7 protein-coding genes are annotated in these 17,921 nt (G+C 59.0%); 1 reads left to right on the top strand and 6 read right to left on the bottom strand.

Annotated features, from left to right (window positions below; translation table 11 throughout):
* Positions 1-46 precede the first annotated feature (46 nt).
* Both ACI3K0_RS09350 and ACI3K0_RS09345 read right to left on the bottom strand, forming a co-directional pair.
* Positions 47-7,477, bottom strand: a complete 7,431-nt coding sequence (locus ACI3K0_RS09350) for a beta-ketoacyl synthase N-terminal-like domain-containing protein (RefSeq protein WP_404945266.1) — start codon at positions 7,475-7,477, stop codon at positions 47-49.
* Between the two features lie 176 nt (positions 7,478-7,653).
* Positions 7,654-8,832 (bottom strand): polysaccharide biosynthesis/export family protein, encoded by a 1,179-nt coding sequence (locus ACI3K0_RS09345; protein ID WP_404945294.1) that lies wholly within the window; start codon positions 8,830-8,832, stop codon positions 7,654-7,656.
* A 362-nt stretch (positions 8,833-9,194) separates the two neighbouring features.
* On the opposite strand from ACI3K0_RS09345, the gene ACI3K0_RS09340 reads away from it, so the two are divergent.
* Entirely contained in the window at positions 9,195-10,043 is an 849-nt protein-coding gene (locus ACI3K0_RS09340; RefSeq protein ID WP_404945265.1) for a DUF6030 family protein, read from the top strand.
* Here the strand turns inward: ACI3K0_RS09340 and ACI3K0_RS09335 are convergent.
* The 4 genes from ACI3K0_RS09335 to ACI3K0_RS09320 form a co-directional block, all read right to left on the bottom strand.
* Positions 10,020-13,472 carry an AAA family ATPase gene (locus tag ACI3K0_RS09335; protein WP_404945264.1) on the bottom strand — a complete coding sequence of 1,151 codons (3,453 nt, stop codon included), beginning with the start codon at positions 13,470-13,472 and terminating at the stop codon, positions 10,020-10,022. The two genes, ACI3K0_RS09340 and ACI3K0_RS09335, sit on opposite strands and share 24 nt — an antisense overlap.
* Before the next feature lie 2 nt (positions 13,473-13,474).
* On the bottom strand, positions 13,475-14,710 hold the full coding sequence (locus ACI3K0_RS09330) for a DNA repair exonuclease (protein WP_183827031.1): 1,236 nt from the start codon (positions 14,708-14,710) through the stop codon (positions 13,475-13,477).
* 112 nt (positions 14,711-14,822) lie between these two features.
* Positions 14,823-17,012 (bottom strand): esterase-like activity of phytase family protein, encoded by a 2,190-nt coding sequence (locus ACI3K0_RS09325; protein WP_183827034.1) that lies wholly within the window; start codon positions 17,010-17,012, stop codon positions 14,823-14,825.
* Between the two features lie 174 nt (positions 17,013-17,186).
* Positions 17,187-17,786: an inorganic diphosphatase gene (locus tag ACI3K0_RS09320; RefSeq protein WP_183827037.1), complete on the bottom strand. Its 600-nt coding sequence runs from the start codon at positions 17,784-17,786 to the stop codon at positions 17,187-17,189.
* Between the last annotated feature and the right edge of the window lie 135 nt (positions 17,787-17,921).

The raw sequence follows: 17,921 nt of genomic DNA, 5'->3' as shown, positions 1-17,921 counted from the left end.
GCGCCCCCCACGGGAGGCACTGTCGTTTCCGGCTTGTCTTTCTCTGTCACTGAGCAGCTGCTTTCTGGCTTTGGGTCGAGTGGCTCTTGACCAGACGGTCGAGCACCTCGTCCTGCGGAGCCTCCTCCTCCCCGCCACTACGTTTCGAAACCCTCTCGCGCAGGCGCGTGACAACGTCACTTACCGTCGTGTCCTCACCAACACCGCTCAAGGGAATATCAAATCCGGTCTTCTGCTGGAAGCTCATACCGAGTTCCATCGCCATCAGGCTGTCGAGGCCGACATCCTTGAGGACCTTTTCCGGCGTGATACTGTCTTCGGTAACACGAAGGATCGCGGCGATCTCCGCAGCCACGATCTTGTGCAGGATATACTGAGCCTCATCGGCGGACTTGCCGTGGATCAGCGCTTCGAGATCTATCTGATCACCATCGGCAGATGATTGCGCATTGCCAGCGGCCCGCATTGCGGTCTCGAACACGCTTGCCGTCGCGATCGGCAGCATGCGGACTGCGTTCCAGTCCACTTCGGCGATCATTACCGCCGCACCATCGATGCTCCCAGTCTCGCTCACCAGATAGTTCTCGACCTGCTCGAGCGCATCACGCGCCTTCATTGCGGTCTTGCCTATCCTCTTCGAAAGAAGCTCGTTGACCTCGGCGTTGCGAGCGAGGAAACCCGTATCGGCAATCGCACCGAAACCGACGGCCAGAGCCGGACGGCCGGCCGCGCGGCGCATGCGTGCAAGCCCTTCGAGGTAGCCGTTGGCGATAACATAGTTGGCCTGTCCGGGGTTACCGAGCATGGTCGTGGCAGACGAGAACAACAGGAAAAGCTCAAGATCATCGTCACGGGTCAGCTTGTCCAGCAGTTCAGCACCGCGAACCTTGACGTCCACGACCGGTCGATTGCGGTCATCGGTCAGGTTCGACAGCAAGGCATCGTCCAGCACCATGGCGGCGTGGATGATACCCTTGATCGGAGCTGCGGCGCGCAATTCGGACAGAAGAGCGGAGAGAGCCTGTTCATTGGTGATATCGCAGGCATGCAGCGTTGCGACGACGCCGAGGGCAGCCCACTTCTCAATCGCCTTGATCGTCGCCTCATCGGCGATACCACGGCGGGAGCAGAGCGCAATGCGGCGCGCGCCCCTGTTGACGAGCCAATCGGCTGCAACGAGGCCGAAACCACCGATGCCACCAGCAACGAGAAAGCCACCCTCGCCACTGAAGCGCAATGTCCGGTCGCTGGCAACAACCACCCGATCCTTGCCACGAACTGGCGGACGAATGACGATCTTGCCGATCTGGCCGGCATTCTGCATCAGCCGGAAGGCACTGCCGATCTCGTCGTAACCGAAGGCACGATAAGGCAGAGGCACAAGTTCGCCGCTCTGGAACAGTTCACCGATCTCGGCGAAGATCCGCTTCGTGATCTTCGGCAAATTGACCAGAAGCTGATCGGCATCGATGCCGAAATAGCTGATGTTGCGGCGGAACGGACGCAGGCCGATCTTGCGGTCGGAATAATAGTCGCGCTTGCCGAGTTCAAGGAAGCGGCCGAAGGGCTTTACCAGCTCGAGGCTTCGCTCCATCGCTTCGGAGAAGAGCGAGTTCAAGACGAGATCGACACCTTCGCCATTCGTGACCGCACGAACGCGAGATACGAAATCCAGCGAGCGGCTGTCGAAGATATGATCTGCGCCGAGCGCTTCAAGAAAGCGGCGTTTTTCGACCGTACCGGCCGTGGCGATGACCTTTGCACCTTTCAGCTTAGCGATCTGCAGCGCGGCAAGACCGACACCGCCGGCAGCACCGTGAATGAGGATCGTCTCGCCCGGTTCGATATGGCCGAGCTGGACCATGGCATAATAGGCTGTCAGGAACGCGACGGGTACAGTTGCGGCGGCGGCAAAATCGAGCCTATCCGGGAATTTCGTAACCCCATCGCGGCGGACACGAACATGGGTCGAGAAAGCGGCGGGGCCGATGCCCATTACGCGATCGCCGGGCTTCAAGTCCGCGACGGCTGAGCCGACGCGCTCGACGCGACCGGCCATTTCCATCCCGATCGTCGCTCCGGCAAAACCGTCTTCAAGCGCTTCTTCAGGCAACAGGCCCATGGACCACATGACATCTCGGAAGTTGAGACCAGCAGCCTCAACAGTGATGATGACCTCGTCCGCACCAGGTTCCTGAAGCGCGCAGCTTTGCCAGATAATGCTATCGACGCGACCGTTGGTGAGCTGGTGGATGGTCGCAGCCTCGAAATCGAACGTGGTTCCATCGCGGCCAGCGGACGGGCCGGAGGCCGCGCGGATTTCCAGGAGGCCATTTTCACCCAGAAGCCACTCGCGATTGGCGCTTGTGAGCGTGGCGATCCGATCAACAAGGGCAACCGCTTCATCGCCTTCGGCATCGATCATGTGAATGTCGACGGCATCATACTCGTTCTGCAGAACACGCGCGAATGTCCACAAACCGGCGTTAGCCGCATCACTGTTTTCTCCCGCAAGCGGAGAGCCACCCGGTGCAAGCACGATAAGCCGTGGCCTGCCCGTAGAACCATTCGCCTGCCGCGTCATACCCTCGGCAAGAGCCTTGAAGCGCGACAGTCTTGCAATCTCGAGTGCCGAAACGGCTTGCTCGATGCCGCGATCGGCAAGATAAACCATGCAAACGGGTGATTTAGAGTCTTCCGGCACCAGTTCCAGCGCACGTTCAGCCTCGGTCGCCTGAACGATAGCGGCATCGACGAAGGAAGACGCCAGCATCTGTTCGGATGCCTGTTCGGCAACAACGATCAGCCTGCCCCTGTCCGCTTCCGTCAGCACAGCCTCGGTTTTGGCGCGGGATTGGGCAATAGCGAGGACAAGAGCCCCCTCGTCCAGCTGCATATCCTTCACCGACGCAGCCTCAAAGCCGAGATCAGACAGAAGTGTCTCGACCTGCGCTGCGGTGGCAAGTTGACCAACGGGAAAATCCGCAGACTGACTTGCCGCGAACCATCCGTCCGACAACCCAAATGCGAAGTCGTTGAACGCCGAGGGAGCGCGATCGGCGAAAACGATCGCTGCTCCTTTTGCTGCAGCGGAACGAAGAGCCTGGCGAACATCTTCGTCACCGGTCAGCATAAGCTGGCTGGACAATCCGCCGGCAACGATCAGATCAACGCGCTCAAGGCTGGCGAGAGCCCGAGGTTCCACAACGGAAACATGCACATTCCGCTCGAACGCCAGTTCCAGCATGCGACGCGCATTTTCCTTCGGTTCCGCGATCACCAGCGTCGCGCCGATGGATGCCGCCAGACCGGCAAGCTGTGTGCTGGCAGACTGGCTGGTTGTGCCGAGTTCGACGATAAAGCTGATTTTTCCGTGGTTCTCTTCACAGAAACGCTGCGTCAGATCGAAGCCGGTTTCAGCACGGCGATGACCGAGTGGAGAGTGAACGAGAACGTGATCCAGTGTTGCTTCGCTGACATTGTGCGCATGTTCATCTTCAGCATCGACTGATTTTCCGGACAGGGAAAGACGTTCGAGCGCATCACGGTAGACGTCGTTGACTAGGACGGCCTCAGCGACACGCGAAGAGTCCTCCCGGTATATTTCCTGGATCAGTTCTTCGATGCTCGGGAAAGAGAACTCCCTGGGCACCGTCCAGCCTTCTCCGGAGGAGACCGCGATACCAGCATCCTCCAACGTGAACAGGCAGGATGTCAGGAATGCACGGAAATCCGTGTCTCCCGGCAAAGTGGCGGAAAGGAGCGCCCCATTGTCACCGGCGAGCGACAAGGCAATCTCGTGGCATGCCCGATAGATGGCTGCATCGATCATCAACGATGCATTGTCCTTCGCATCCGAGGATGCAAAATCGGTCAGGGCCGGCAATTTTGTAGTTGGCGGTTCGGATATTGCAAGAAGCGCGCTCGGGACGGCGTCGAAATGGAAAGCGACGGTATCCAAAGTATGATGGCGACGCAGAGACGTGCGGCGGAAACGGCAATCCGAGAGGATGGCAATCTGTTGACCGGCAGCATCGAACAGGCGGAAATTCACCTTGATCGAGAAGCTGCTGAACCGTTCGATCTCTATCCTTGCCCTGGCAATCGCTCGTCCCTTGCCCGTGACCCGGATCGAGCCGAAGCGAACCGGAATATAGGGAGAGCCAGTCTCCGTGCCGGAAAGCCGGTCAAACAGTGCAACAAGGCCATGGAAGGCGGCATCGACAGAGAACGGATTGAGGTTGTAGCCGATATATGGATGCGCAGGTTCTGCCGCTTCTCTGAGTTCAACGTCGACAACGTTATCGCCCAAAGCCACAGCTCTCGACAGAAGCTGGAAGCGAGGCCCATATTGCAGGCCGAAGCGTTCGGCTGTTTCATAAACCTGAACAGACGAGAGGCTATCACCGCCTTCGGCAGATGTCGCGATTTCAACCTGATGGATTTCTTCATCCACCGGCCGCCGACAACGGCCAACGGCATGAATGGTCCAGTCATCACTGCTCAACCGTTCGCGGGAGCGGATCTCGATATTACCGGTTTCCGGAGAAAGAAGCGTCGAAAGCTCCAGCATCCGATCTGGGCGTAGCTCCAATGGCCGAACGATTTCCATATTGGAAACCTCGACCTCGTCGGTGCCGAAATGGGCTTGGGCAGCGGTAACCGCAATCTCCAGGAACCCGGCTCCCGGAAGGATCGCGCGGCCATCGACCACATGCTCCGCCAGATCCGGGAAGAGCAAGGCGTCGACATGGTTCTTCCAATGCGAACCGTTCGGATCATTCCGCCAGCCGAGCAGCGTGTAGCTGTTCTTGAAATCCCGACCGAAAATGTCGATCTCATCCGTGGTGGCCGGCACTTTCAGCTCGGTCGGTTCGAATGGCAACGGCGGCAGATCGATAACGGGGCTGCGTTTCCCCGAATGTCTGGATTGTGCTGGAACCGCGCCGTGGGCGATGGCGCGGGCGAACGCGCGAGCGATCGGGTCCCGACCCTCGACAAGCGTTTCGCGCTGGAGCGAACCGATTACCGTGGCGGGCTGAGCCCTGCTCTTGGCGATTTCCGAGACGTAGTTCGACAGGATCGTGCGCGGTGAGATCTCGATGAACAGATTACAGCCGAGATCGAGCGCAGCTTCTGTCGCCGAGCGGAAGAGCACTGGTTCGCGCACATTGTGCCACCAGTATTCGGCATCAAGGCCACGGCCGTCATATATTCCACCGGTAACGGTGGAAATGAATGTGCAACCGGCCGCCTGCGGCTCAATCGCCGGCAGTTCCGAAAGGAAACCTTCACGGGCGCTGTCGATGATCGGATGGTGAAACGGATAATTGATATCCAGAATATGAACGACAGTCTGAGACTTGCGAGCAGCATCCCGAAAGGCCTGAATTTCCGAGGCCGGCCCAGAAATCGTAACCGAATTCGGCGCATTTATCGCCGCCACATGAATGCCGTCCAAGCCGTGATTCTTGGCGAAGGCCACTGCCGCCTCTTCGCCCATTACAGCCGCAGCCATCTTGCCTTGCCCGGCAAACAGATGCTGTGAGTGCGAACGCTTGGCGACGATCGCAACGGCTTCGGCAGCCGTCAACGCCTTGGACGCATAGGCCGCGGCAATCTCGCCGACGGAGTGACCGAACACAACATCGGGCCTGATACCGTAGGCGCTGAGGCTGTCCGAAAGCGAAGCCTGCACGGCAAACAGCAGCGGCTGCGCAATCGTCGCATCAGCCAAACGAACCCCGAGATTGTCCGCGACGATGAGGTCCGTCAACTTCTCACCGAGGTGGTATTCGAACAAGGCGCTAAAGGACTGGAAATACTGGCGGAAATGAGGGTTTGCGCGGTAGGCCTCCACACCCATACCGGCCCATTGCGCACCGTTTCCGGAAAACACGAAGGCTATTTTGCCAAGCAGGGACGGAGCTTCGCCCCGTTCTCCATCGGAAGCATCGCCGGCAAGATGCGTCTTTATCGCATCGAGAACACCGCGCTCACCTCGAGTATCGACTGCAAACCGATATTTCAACGCATCACGGTTCGTCGTCGTCGCGGCGATGATGCGGCGTGCTTTTTCGGGCGTGGCGGCGGAAAGACGTGCCTGGTAGTCCTTTAACAGGCTTTCGAGCGCACCTGCGCTGTGCGCGCTCGCCAAGAACAGGAGATTGTCCCCCTTGGCCGGCGAATCCGCCTGTGTTGCAGGCTCCGGATCACCGATAACGACGTGTGCATTGGTACCACCGAAACCGAAGGAGTTGATCCCCACGAGCCGCGCTTCCTTTGCCGGAAGCAGTTTGATGGCGGATGTATTGACCCTGACGTTGAGTGCATCGAAATCGATATCCTCATTCGCCGTTTCAATATGCAGCGTGGCAGGAAGATAATCGTTCTCCAGAGCCAGCATGGCCTTGAACAGACCAAACAAACCGGAAACCGGCTCAGTGTGACCGATATTCGACTTGATCGAGCCGATCGGAAGCGGAGCGCGGCGTTTCTGACCGATGACATTACCGATTGCCCAGACCTCGGCGGGATCGCCGACCCGCGTGCCGGTTCCGTGACCTTCGATGAAGGCCACGCGGTTCACGTCAATGCCGTGGCCCTTGTAGATGGAATTGAGCAGGTCGGCCTGTGCCTCACGCGACGGAAGACTGATGCCGTTGGTGCGGCCGGAAGAATTGACACCGGTCGCGTGGATTCTGGCATAACTGCGATCATGCTGCTGACGCGCGACATCGCTGCGGCGAAGAACGATGGCAGCGCCGCCTTCGGCACGTACATAACCTTGACCGTTGGTGTCGTAAGCACGGCAGAGGCCTTCCGGCGACAACATGCGTGCCTGAGCGAAGCCGACGAAGGAAAGCGGATGGACGAGAAGGTTAACGCCGCCAACGATTGCAATGTCGATATCGCCACGTTCCAGCGCACGTGCCGCCTGGTCCAACGCGACCAGCGAGGAGGAACAGGCCGTATCGATTGTCATGCTTGGGCCGTTCAAGCCAAAAACGTGAGAGATGCGGTTGGAAACAATCGAAAGCGTATTGCCCGTCATGAAATACGGGCTGCCGGAAGCGGGATCTTCCGCCGAAAGGTTACCACTGTCGAGGCTTGAGGCTCCGATATAGACCCCAACCTTCTGCTTCGAGAGCGTACTTACCGGCAGGTTGGCATCCTCAAGTGCCTTCCAAACAAGCGTCAGCAGGATGCGCTGCTGAGGATCCATCTGCATGGCCTCACGCTGCGAAAGACCGAAGACAGCGGGATCGAAATCATAGACCGCTTCGATGACACCGGCTGCAAAGGTGTAGGTCTTCCCGGGTGTCCCTTGAGTAGGATGCCAGAAACGAGCCAGTTCCCACCGATCAGCTGGGATTTGCGTGACGGTGCAACGACCGGTTCGGAGAACTTGCTGCAACTCTTCTATGGAGCTGGCACCGGGCGCAACGCAGGCTCGGCCAATTACTTCTATCGTCATCGTCACTCTTACGTTCGTCATAGCTATAATAGCTATTGCAGATTAAGCCGACACCGACTTTAACAACATACTTGCCCGCGCTTGTCACCAAAAAAGCAGAACAAACCACTACTTCTAGATGACTACACGAGGTTGAGGACAATCAAATGTCCCGTGCGGATGCGGCAACTGCACCGTCAATCACTCAAATTATTTGAAATCGAGGCACCCTGGACGGCGATCCCCACTGGCGCGCCAATAACGCGAAGGAACTTCGTCAAGTCGACCGCCGGATGTCGTGACGCGTAAATCACGTCACGACTTTTAACAGGGAAGGTCTGGCCGACAAGCATGCTGTCCGGATGGCTCATATCGAACCTGTAGACGATCGGATAACGCCCTTCCTTATCAGCCTGCATTCCCTTCTGGGTGAGTTCGTCGAAACGGCGCTTACCCAGGAGACCGACGACCACTTCCGGATCCTCGTAGCGGAAAAGGAAAAAGCCCTTTGCATTGACAGTTTCGTCATTACCGCCGCGGCCGAGTGCGACTGCTTCCAGAAGGTTCAGATCGTTCGCACCGAAATCAATGCGAGAATTGCTTTTGACGGCACCTAGAAGCGTAAAGGTTCGAGGATCCTTGGTAACGAAAATCTGGTCACCGGGCTGAACGTAGATGTTCTCTGACGGATTCTCTACGATCGACTTCAGAAGCGCCGTGCCGGTCCGTTTGCCGCGTACGAGCGTCACGTAGGATTCGTATGGCTGTGATGTCGGACCGCCTGCCTTGGCAATTACGTCGGTGATCTGCTCACCGCTCAGATTAAGCGAAATCTGCGCCGAACGATTTACCGCGCCGGCGACTGTTACCGAGCGGGATGGTGTGTCTCCCATAGCAATGATGACGTCGGGTTCGACAGCCTTGCTCTTCAGAGATGACAGAATTTGCTGGCGCGCCTCTTCAAGAGTGCGGCCGGCAAATCGCACGGTACCCACATATGGTATCGCGGCTGTGCCATCGGGCTGCACAACGATTTCAATTGGAGTCTGCTTTTGCTCACTGGTCGAGAACAGTCCGTCGGCACCGGCTTCGAAGATGGTGACCTTCAACTGGTCACCGATTCCGATGACAGCCCTGCCCGGACCTCCTCCGATACCGAATCGACGCTTCAACGCCGTCGAAACATAATCCGAAACCAGTCTTGCAGTGTGATTGTCGACATCAACGATATCGAACACCGCTGCGTTCACGCGCCCGATGTCGGCCGGAGAACGGCCGGCATCCTCGTTGATCGCGGAGGCAAGAGGACCTTCACCAGGCACCGCCTGACACCCGGCCAAGGCGGCACAAATCACGATCGCAGTCACTCGAACCAAATCTCGATACTCCAGGTCAGGATCGTACGCGGCACAGAACTGCTTCCGCCTGATCCAGAATTTGACGTCCTTGAAAGCACACCGGACGACGAACGACAAGCTGCATGGCTCGGGCTTCCCGGAAAATAAAATCCGGTGCGGTTTTAAAGCCATAGTCACCAGCGAACTGATATTCAAAAGCGAAACTAAAAAAGTTGACTTAAATGCTTACTAATTAATGTGGTTAACGGCGCTTCCGAATTTGTGTGACTGATGTGAGGATGGCGCTTCCCGTTCACCATTATCGCGAATCATACTTGGACACGAACCAGTCCAATATGCCAAAGCTTGTCGGCATATCGACTTGAAACGGAGCTATTTCCTTGGCGGACAAGGCGGAACTCTTAACGCCTCTGATGCGCCTTCGAAGACGGCATCGAGCAGCAAAGGCATTCGGCGCATTGCTGGCCGTCGGCCTTGCGCTGCTGTTTGGTATCGTTCTTTCCGTCAATGAAGGACGCAACTACCAACGGCTGGTGACATGGCTTGAAATGGACAAATACCTCGCGCGGCCTTTTGCCGCTTCGCCGCCGCCTGCTTTGCACGCGCGCCGCACGACGCTGCTCATCGATGCGCCGCCGCGACTCATCCGGCCCGTTGCCGGCCTGCGCGACCGGCTGCGTATGCTCCCGCATCGGACAGCCCACGAGCGATGCGAGCGTCTGGGTGAGGATGGCTTGGCCTCCAGTTTCCAGGCAGCCGGAGGTGATTGGGAATGCCTGTTTTCGACGCAACGCGGCACAACGCCGGAGCCTTCGGTGCTATTCATCCAAGTCAAGGGAGCATCGTCCAGCACGTTCCGCACGTTTCGTCTCAAGCTCAGCCTACTCGACCCAGGAAAGGACGATGAAATGTTCAAGCTGGTGGCCCGATCAATCGATCGTTTCGGGATCGAAATGGCACCGGAAAACCTACATTACCTCTATGACCGGATCAGAACGGGTCTCAGCTTTTCGTCGCGATTCGACGGCTACCGTGTCAGCTACGAGCGCGAGAGGGACGATGATCGACGTTTCAACCTTTTGATCACGCAGTTGCCCGAGACCTCGACATGTGGCCAATCGGCAGTATCGTCGAATGGTGCCGCGATGCATTCCTCGATCGTGCGCTTTCCGATCGAATGCCTGCCTTTGCAGCAACGGACCTTGTCACGCCCGATCCAGCCTAACTAGATCAACATCATCGCCCAGTTCACGCCGCGCGGTATCCATCAAACTCGTCTGGTGGGTGAATAGGATCGACTGGAACGCGCCACTCGATTCTGCCAGCGTCCGAAGGCCAGCTGCCGTACGTTCATCATCGAATGTCTGGAAGATATCATCCAGCACGAGCGGCGCCGGTTCATTGCGAGCGCAATAGTCCTGAAGGAACGCAAGACGAAGCGCCAAATACAGTTGATCGCCGGTTCCCTCACTCAATCCGGAAAGCGGCACCTGCTCGCCGGTCTTGCGCTCGACAGCCAGTTGCAGCTCATCGTTATCATCATAGACCTGAATGAGGCGAGCGAACCGGCCGCCCGTCAAATCGGAAAACACCTCACCAGCGCGTGTCATGACAGGATCGGCCTGCTGCTGGCGGTAGGTTTCCATCGAATGGGAAAGCAGTGACCCTGCGAGCTTCAGCACCAACCAGCGACGGGCGAGCTCCTTGGCTTCCTGCTCGGCTGCCAGTTTTTCGAAGACGGCGCGTTCGGCGCCGGTGCCCTTTTCCAGCTCCTGCCTGCGCCGCAGATTATCCGCCTCGCCAGCGCGCAGATCGGCAAGACGATTGACCTGCCTGCTGTCTTCGGCCTCCAGCCGCTCGATTTCGACACCGGCGGATATCCTGTCGAAGTCGACGAGTGCTACCCTCACCGCCTCTTCATCGAGGCCATCTGCCCGCTCGATGAAGCGATTGCGGCAAAGTTCTTCGCTGGCAAGCAGTCTCCTTCGCTCCACGAGGTCCGCCAGGACGGCGGCGAGTTGATCCGGCGGAACGGCAGCGGCACCTGCCAAGTTCTGCCGTTGGGCATCCAGCCCGACTGCCTCGGTGATGTAACGGGCATGGGCAAGCTCGTTGCGCTCCAGAGCAGTCGTCAGCGTCTTGCGCTGGTTATCGGCAGCGCGCGCCTTCGTCACACGGTCATTCAGCATGCCAGCCGCAACATCTGCCGGGATGGAGCAGAGATCCGGCGCAAGCGAGCCCGACAGGGTGGTTACCTCTCCCTGGAAGGCTTCCATGTCGCGGGCCATGCCGCGCACACGCCGATTGCGGTTCTGTCTCTCGGAAAGAAGGTCCGGCAGCGTGCGCCAGATATCCAACGCAGCATTGGCCATATCGATCGTCGCATCTTCGGCAAGCCCGGCTGATGCGGCAGCGGCAGCGAAACCTGACCGCCAGAGATCGACCTTTTTGCGCAGATCCGTCTCGTCGGCTTCCAGTCGTGCCAGCGTCTGGCTTGCCGTATCGCGCATCCGCTCGATGGTGCGTCCCTCGCTCCACTGACGGCTGATTTCCTCCAGGCGAGTCGAAATTTCCCGTGCAAGGCTACGCGGTGGCAGGACACCGGAGGATGCGCCCGTAGCGTCAGCCAAAGCGTCCAATGCCGGCCGCAACGCCTCTTCCCGTGAACGCAGGATCTCGTAGTCGTCTTCCGCGGCATTCAAGTTAGCGGAAAGCGCCAGCAATCCATCGACCATGCGGCGCCATTCGATCATGCGCTCGGGCGCTCCGGGCGTCACCGGGACGGCGTGGAAGAGATCTTCGAACTCGGTCACCGCATCGGAGGCGGCAATAGCAGCCTCTTTGGCCGCGCGTTCGGCCGCGGCAATCGCATCGGCGACTTTACGCTGTTGAAGTGTCAGTTGTGCATGACGCGAGACGCGTTCGGCATCGGAAAGCGCCATATCGGCTAGCCGATCCGCGTCCTGCACGGAAGACTTTGCTGCCTGTAAAGCCACGTCTGAAGGGTTGGAGGCCAGAGCCTCGATGAGGCCATCGCGTTCCTGTCGTGCAAGCTCGATCGTGTCGCGCGAAACGATCCTGCCCTCGCCTTCGAGAAGCGCAAGCTGGGCCTGAAGCTCATCCGCGTCATTCTTCAGACTTAAGAGCTTTTGCAATGCCTGCGTATGTTCCTGTCGTGCAGACTCGATCAGGCGGCGGTGATGAGCAAGTGTCTCAATGTCCGGCAGTGGTACGGAGAGAAGAAGGGCAAAATCGCGAACCGGCGGATCGAGGCGTGCCGACGCCGCATCGAGATCGCTCCTGGCGCGGGCAGCGCGGATCTTTAGCGTTTCGAGATTGGCCAGTTCCTCGATCTCGGGGCGCAGGGCCGCAAGCTGGTCACTCAGAGGCTTGGGATCGACAATGCGGGCAACCGGCGCATCGGCTTCGAGCTTGCGCAGCGCATCGGCTTCCTCGTCGATACGCTTGCGAAGCTGCCGCATCTCGCGGTCGAGTTCACCGCCCTCCTCCACCAGTTGGCGAAGGCGGACCAGATCGGCATCGGCCGGCTGCATGCGCTCAAGATCGGAGAATTCCTTGAAGCCGAGACGGCGCGAAGCCTGCAGCAGTTTCTGGTCAAAATCGTCCACTTCGGCACGAACCCGCGCGATGTCCTCCCTCGCCTTGAGATAGACGCCGCTGCGGCCATAGGCTGCCAGAATGTCCGGTGCAGCGACGAGTAGCGCGTCATCCACCTTGATGGCGTCGATCTCTTCACGAAGCCTTGTCAGCTCGTTTTCGGAGGCAACAAGCGCGTCGGCATTTTCCTGCCCGGCTTTAAGCGTCGTCGCTAGCTTTTCCTCGAAACCATCCGGCAGGCTGGCCAGCTCCTCGTGCTGCGCCAGAAGCGCACGTTCGCGGTCCAGTTCGCGTAATAGAGGTTCAAGCGCGATTTGCCGGCGCAGACGGTCGAGCGCGCGCCTGGTCTCTTCGCGCCCGTGCTGGAGCGTGTGGATCTCGGAGCCGAGTTCCGCCTCCTCCTTAAGCAGCGCCTTCCAGTCGCCGGCCTTCAGCTCGTTGTCGCGCTCCGCCTTGCGGGCTGCATCATGGGCATCGAGAGCCTGATAAAAGCTGCGGTCCTTCGACCGGCGCTGAGAATAGATGGCGTCCGCATCCGCATCCAGCGACTTGCGCAGGCTGGACAGGCCGGTCAGGCCCGAAGCGGCGGAGAACAGCAGGCTGCCGATCTCGCCACCGCTTTTAAGCATGGTCTCGCCACCGGCGCGCAGCGAATCCGAATTGAGGCCGAAGGCGCGTTCGAACACATCGCGGGAAAGATTTCCGAGATAGGGTGCGAGCGCATCGTCAGCGAGGTTCTCTTCCGCATCGGAATGTCCGAGCAGCGTGTTCTTGCGCCCCTTGCGGCGGCGGAAGGAGAGCTCCTGCCCGTCGCGTGCAGTCAGCTGCGCTCCGATGCGCAAGGAACCGACATCATGCAAGAAACCGTAAGTCGAGCGTTCGGGAAAACCGAAGAGCAGATCGGAGATGGCCGAGAGCGCGGAGGATTTGCCCGCTTCGTTCGGTCCGTAGACGATATGCAGCTTGGCGCCGGGGCGGAAGACGAGCTGGCGGTCAGTGAGCGCGCCATAGCGCAGGATGTCGAGACGATCGAAACGCATGGTCAGCCGGCCTCCGCGGCGCGGGAAACGAGAAGGTCACGCGCCTCGGCAAGAAGCACATCGATATCATCGCCAAGCGGCAGATCCCCTGCCCCGCTGCCACCCGGCAGTCTGGCGGCGATTTCGGCTATGCGGGCAGACGCCTCCTCCAGAAGTTCCGGCGGGAAGCCTTCCATGGTCAGAAGGCCATCGAGGCCAAGCGTGCCGGTGTTGCGCTCGGATGTTCGGTCATCGGGCTCAAGACGCAGGTCGAGCTTTTCGAGCCAGATATCGGCATGGCCGCGATGGCAGGCGGCCTGCACTTCATCGCGAAAATCCTCGGCCTTCGACAGGAGCTGCTTTCGAACACGGCTCTTGCCGGTGATGCGGACACGCAGCGCCAGCGGCCGGCCTTCCATGGCATCGGCGATAGGCTCGATTGCATCCTCGATACGGCGCAGCAGGGCTGCAGCCGTGTCGTCGCTTTCCACTGCGATCGTCAGTTCGGCAAAGCGGGCGCTGTCGGTGATCAGGCGCTCATAGGCAATGCGGCCATCCTCGACCGTCACGAGCACGGCGCCCTTGGCTCCGGTCTCGCGGATCGAGCGGCCCTGCAGGTTGCCCGGAAAGACCACGAGCGGGTCTTCCGCGACGATTTCGAAATCATGGACATGGCCGAGCGCCCAGTAGTCGTAACCGCGCGAGCGCAGGTCTTCCACGGAACATGGCGCATAGGGCGCGTGCGGCTCACGGCCGGTCAGCGACGTGTGCAGCACGCCGATATTGAACCATCCGGCCTCGGGCCTTGGATAGGCGAGCGCAAGATTTTCATTCGCCGAGCGTTCGGCGAAGCCTTGTCCGTGCAGCGCGACCTTCAAATGCTCCAGCCGGAAGGTGCCGGGCTTGCCGGTCGGGAACTCGCTAACATTCTTCGGCAGCGTGATGGTTCTGGTGATCACACTCTCGGCGTCGTGATTGCCCTTGAGCAGAAAGACCGGGATGCCGGCGCGTTCCAGCCGCGCCACTTCGCGGTTGAAGAACAGGCCGATCTTGTTGTCCTTCCAGTCGCCGTCATAAACGTCGCCGGCGACGATAAAGAAATCAACCTTGCGCTCCACCGCTTCATCGACAAGCGCCGAAAAGGCCTTGCGGCTTGCCTCGACAAAAAGCTCGGCGAGATCGGCATCCTTGAGGGCCAGTCCCTGAAAAGGGCTGCCGAGATGCAGGTCTGCGGCATGGATGAAGCGGAAGGAACTCATCGAATCGTCTCATGCGAACACATCAGGAACGCCAGACTTAAGGTAGCAGGCCCCAAGAAAAAAGGCCGGGTGCGCAAACACCCGGCCTTTTCCTGTTGAAGATGGAGATCCGTCAGTTGGTGACCTTGAGGGTGACCGGCAGGAACAGGGTCTCGCCGGATGAGTCGTCAACGCCGTCATTGTCGGTGACCATGAAGGCCTTGCCGGACTTGTCGAAGGCAAAGCCTTCCAGCTTGTCGAGAACGTAGCCGTTGGTGGCGTTCTTCAGGTCCGGAAGGAAGTCATGGACCTCTTCCTTGGCAACGAGCTGCAGTTCACCGCCGATCTTGGCAGGCTTCATGTCCTTGAGCGAAACGCGGTAGAGCTTCTTCAGCTTGGCGGCGTCGCCGATCAAGTTGTCGCGTTCGACGATATAGAGATGGTCGCCATTGGCGGTGATTTCCGAGAGACCGACCCAGCCCTTTTCAGCCTTTTCGAGCGGATAACGGACGGCTGCCCATTCCTTCGACTTCGGCTTGTAGGAAAGAAGCTTCACCTGGCCCTTGGGATCATCCTTCCATTCGCGCTGGATTGCCATCCAGAGCGTCAGGTCGTCACCGGAACCGGTCGTGGTGACGCCTTCGAGACCGTAACGGCTTTCGCCGGCCAGAAGTTCGGCAGGCAGGCCGATCTCGGCCTTGATCTCGCCCTTGGCATTGACGTTGTAGATACCGTGACCGACCAGCTTGTCGCTATCGCCTTCCGATGCCAGCCAGAAGCCGCCCTTGCCATCGAGTGCGATGCCTTCGATATCGAGCTTCTGCGCCGGCTGGCCGTTGCGGGTGATGCGGACGACATTGGTGATCTCGGCCGGCTTGCTTGTCGTGTCGATGGTGAAGATCGACGGCTGTATGGCATAAACGGAATCGTTCACCGCATAGAGGATGCCGTCCTTCTCGGCGTCACCAACGAGACCCGACAGCGCGCCCCAACCGATCAGCTTCCCATCGACATCCTTGGAAACGATGGTCGGATAGGCCTTCTTGCCTTCGGCAAGCTCATAGATCATCACATGCGAGCGGGGACCTCCGTCTTCGCCGAGATCGGCTTCATTTGCGGATGCAAGCAGGTTGCGGCCCGGAATGGCGACAGCGCCTTCAGGCGATACGCCCGACGGCAGAAGCTGCACGAGCTCCGGCTCGCCACCGGTATCCTTGTAGACCGCAATCATCGAACCGCGCTCCGAGAGCACGAAGAAATACTGCTGGCCATTGAAGATCGCGGCTTCCATGCCTTCCGGCTCGATGCCCTTGTTCTTGGCGCGCTTTTCCGGGAAATGACCGTGGCGGGCAATCTCGTGCTCGAGCGTCATGCCCGCATCGTAGAGAACCTTCCCGGTACGGTCGAAGATGGTGAAGCCGCGCGAACCGCCCTTGTAATCGCCTTCATTGGCGATGACGAGGCGATCAGTGCCGAGCCACTTGACGGCGTCAGGCTCGCGCGGAACAGCGGTCAGCTTGCCCGAAAAATTCAGCGAACCATCGGTCTTGGCATCGACGCCTTCGAGATCAACCGTACCGGCGGAGAAGTGGCTGGTGACCTTGGCTGTCTTGCTGTCGATGATGATGACGTGGTTGTTTTCCTGCAACGTCAGGGCGATCTCGCCATTGGCGTTGATGTTGACGAATTCCGGCTCCGGATCTTCCGGGGCGACTGTTGCAAGTCCGGTCACGCCAACGCGCTTGATGCTGTCGCAGGCAGGAACGCCGTTTTTCAGCGAGACGATCAGAAGTTCGCCTGCCGGAAGTTGCGGCAGTGCACCGTCGTTCAGGTCTTCGTCACGCTGGTTTTCGATGGCGATGGCGGCAAATGTGCCATCAGGCGCCACGACGACAGAATCCGGCTGACCGCCGAGATCACAGGTCGTTTCAAGTTTTTTCGAAGCGATATCGATGATGCCCAGTTGGCCGGCAGGCTTCGTCAAGTCTTCGGTCTTGTCGATGGTGATGAGTGCCTTCGGACCGGCTGCAGCAACCGAGTTCGGTTCGCCATCGATGGCGATGGATCCACCTGCCTTCGGGGCCTTGGCGTCAGTGATGTCGATGAAGCCGATCGTGCCTCCCGGCGCGTCGGAATAGATCAGCGTGTTGCCATCCGCAGTCGCGGTGATGATTTCCGACGATGTCGCCTTGTCCTCGCCCTTGGGCAGGTTCTGGGCAACCGGGAAAGAGGCGATACGGTTAAAGACCTGCTCCGCACTAGCGGGAGCAGCAACCGAGGCAAAAAGGATTGCCGTCAAGGCGGCGCGTGTCGAGAATGTCATGAAAAGCCCTCCGTGAAACCACAGGTGGGCTTTTGGGCCAGATGCGTGACACGATAATGACAGCTTCATCATCATGAGTTGCGTTATCGACTGATTGAGCCAACCGCACTCAACGCATGAAAAAAGGCCGGGCAAGGCCGGCCTTCGATATCGTGTAACCGGCAATGAGGCAGATCACTTTTTCTTGGCGTTGTAAGCCTTGATGGCTTCCGAAACTTCACCTTCAGCATGGGCAGCGTTGTCAAAGCCATTCAGTTCGACAGACTTGCGGCCCGCCGGGAGCTGCTTGTAGACGCGGAAGAAAGCCTGGAGGCGTTCCTGCTCGATCTGCGGCAGATCGGTGATTTCCTTGATGTTATCGTAGGTCGGGTCGATCTTGCTGGTCGGTACGGCAACAATCTTGTCATCGACCTCGCCGCCATCGATCATCTTCAGAACACCGATCGGGCGAACCTTGATGATGGCGCCCGGAACGACTGGCTCGCGGGTGTAGACGATGGCGTCGAGCGGATCGTTGTCGCCACCGAGCGAAGAGGTGATCGAGCCGTAGTTGCCCGGATAAACGACCGGCATGGACTGGTAGCGGTCAACCACGACATGGCCGGTCTTGGCGTCGATCTCGTATTTGGTGAAGCTGCCCTGCGGGATCTCGATGGCGACGGCGAATTCCTTGCCGTCATCGGTTTTCTGCGGATAGTCGAGATAGGAAACGTATTCGGCAGAAGCTACGCCCGCGGTAACGAGAAACGCGGCGGCAGTCAGAAGCAATTTCATGGCAGGCCCTTTTCATGATGAGACGTCCCACCTAAGCGAGCTCTGTGACAACGCCGTGACAGATTCCCGTCTACAAAGTTTACCTCTCATACTGAAAAGGCCCGGCATAAACCGGGCCTCGTCCATCGCGAGCAT

The organism is Rhizobium sp. ZW T2_16 (genome assembly GCF_044987325.1).
In the GTDB taxonomy this organism is placed as follows: domain Bacteria; phylum Pseudomonadota; class Alphaproteobacteria; order Rhizobiales; family Rhizobiaceae; genus Neorhizobium; species Neorhizobium cellulosilyticum.
This window is presented reverse-complemented; position numbering and strand designations above follow the sequence as displayed.

Coding starts and splice junctions, on each gene's coding strand:
- ACI3K0_RS09320 (WP_183827037.1), bottom strand. CDS start 17,786: ATGAAATTGCTTCTGACTGCCGCCGCGTTTCTCGTTACCGCGGGCGTA.
- ACI3K0_RS09335 (WP_404945264.1), bottom strand. CDS start 13,472: ATGCGTTTCGATCGTCTCGACATCCTGCGCTATGGCGCGCTCACTGAC.
- ACI3K0_RS09350 (WP_404945266.1), bottom strand. CDS start 7,477: ATGACGATAGAAGTAATTGGCCGAGCCTGCGTTGCGCCCGGTGCCAGC.
- ACI3K0_RS09325 (WP_183827034.1), bottom strand. CDS start 17,012: ATGACATTCTCGACACGCGCCGCCTTGACGGCAATCCTTTTTGCCTCG.
- ACI3K0_RS09330 (WP_183827031.1), bottom strand. CDS start 14,710: ATGAGTTCCTTCCGCTTCATCCATGCCGCAGACCTGCATCTCGGCAGC.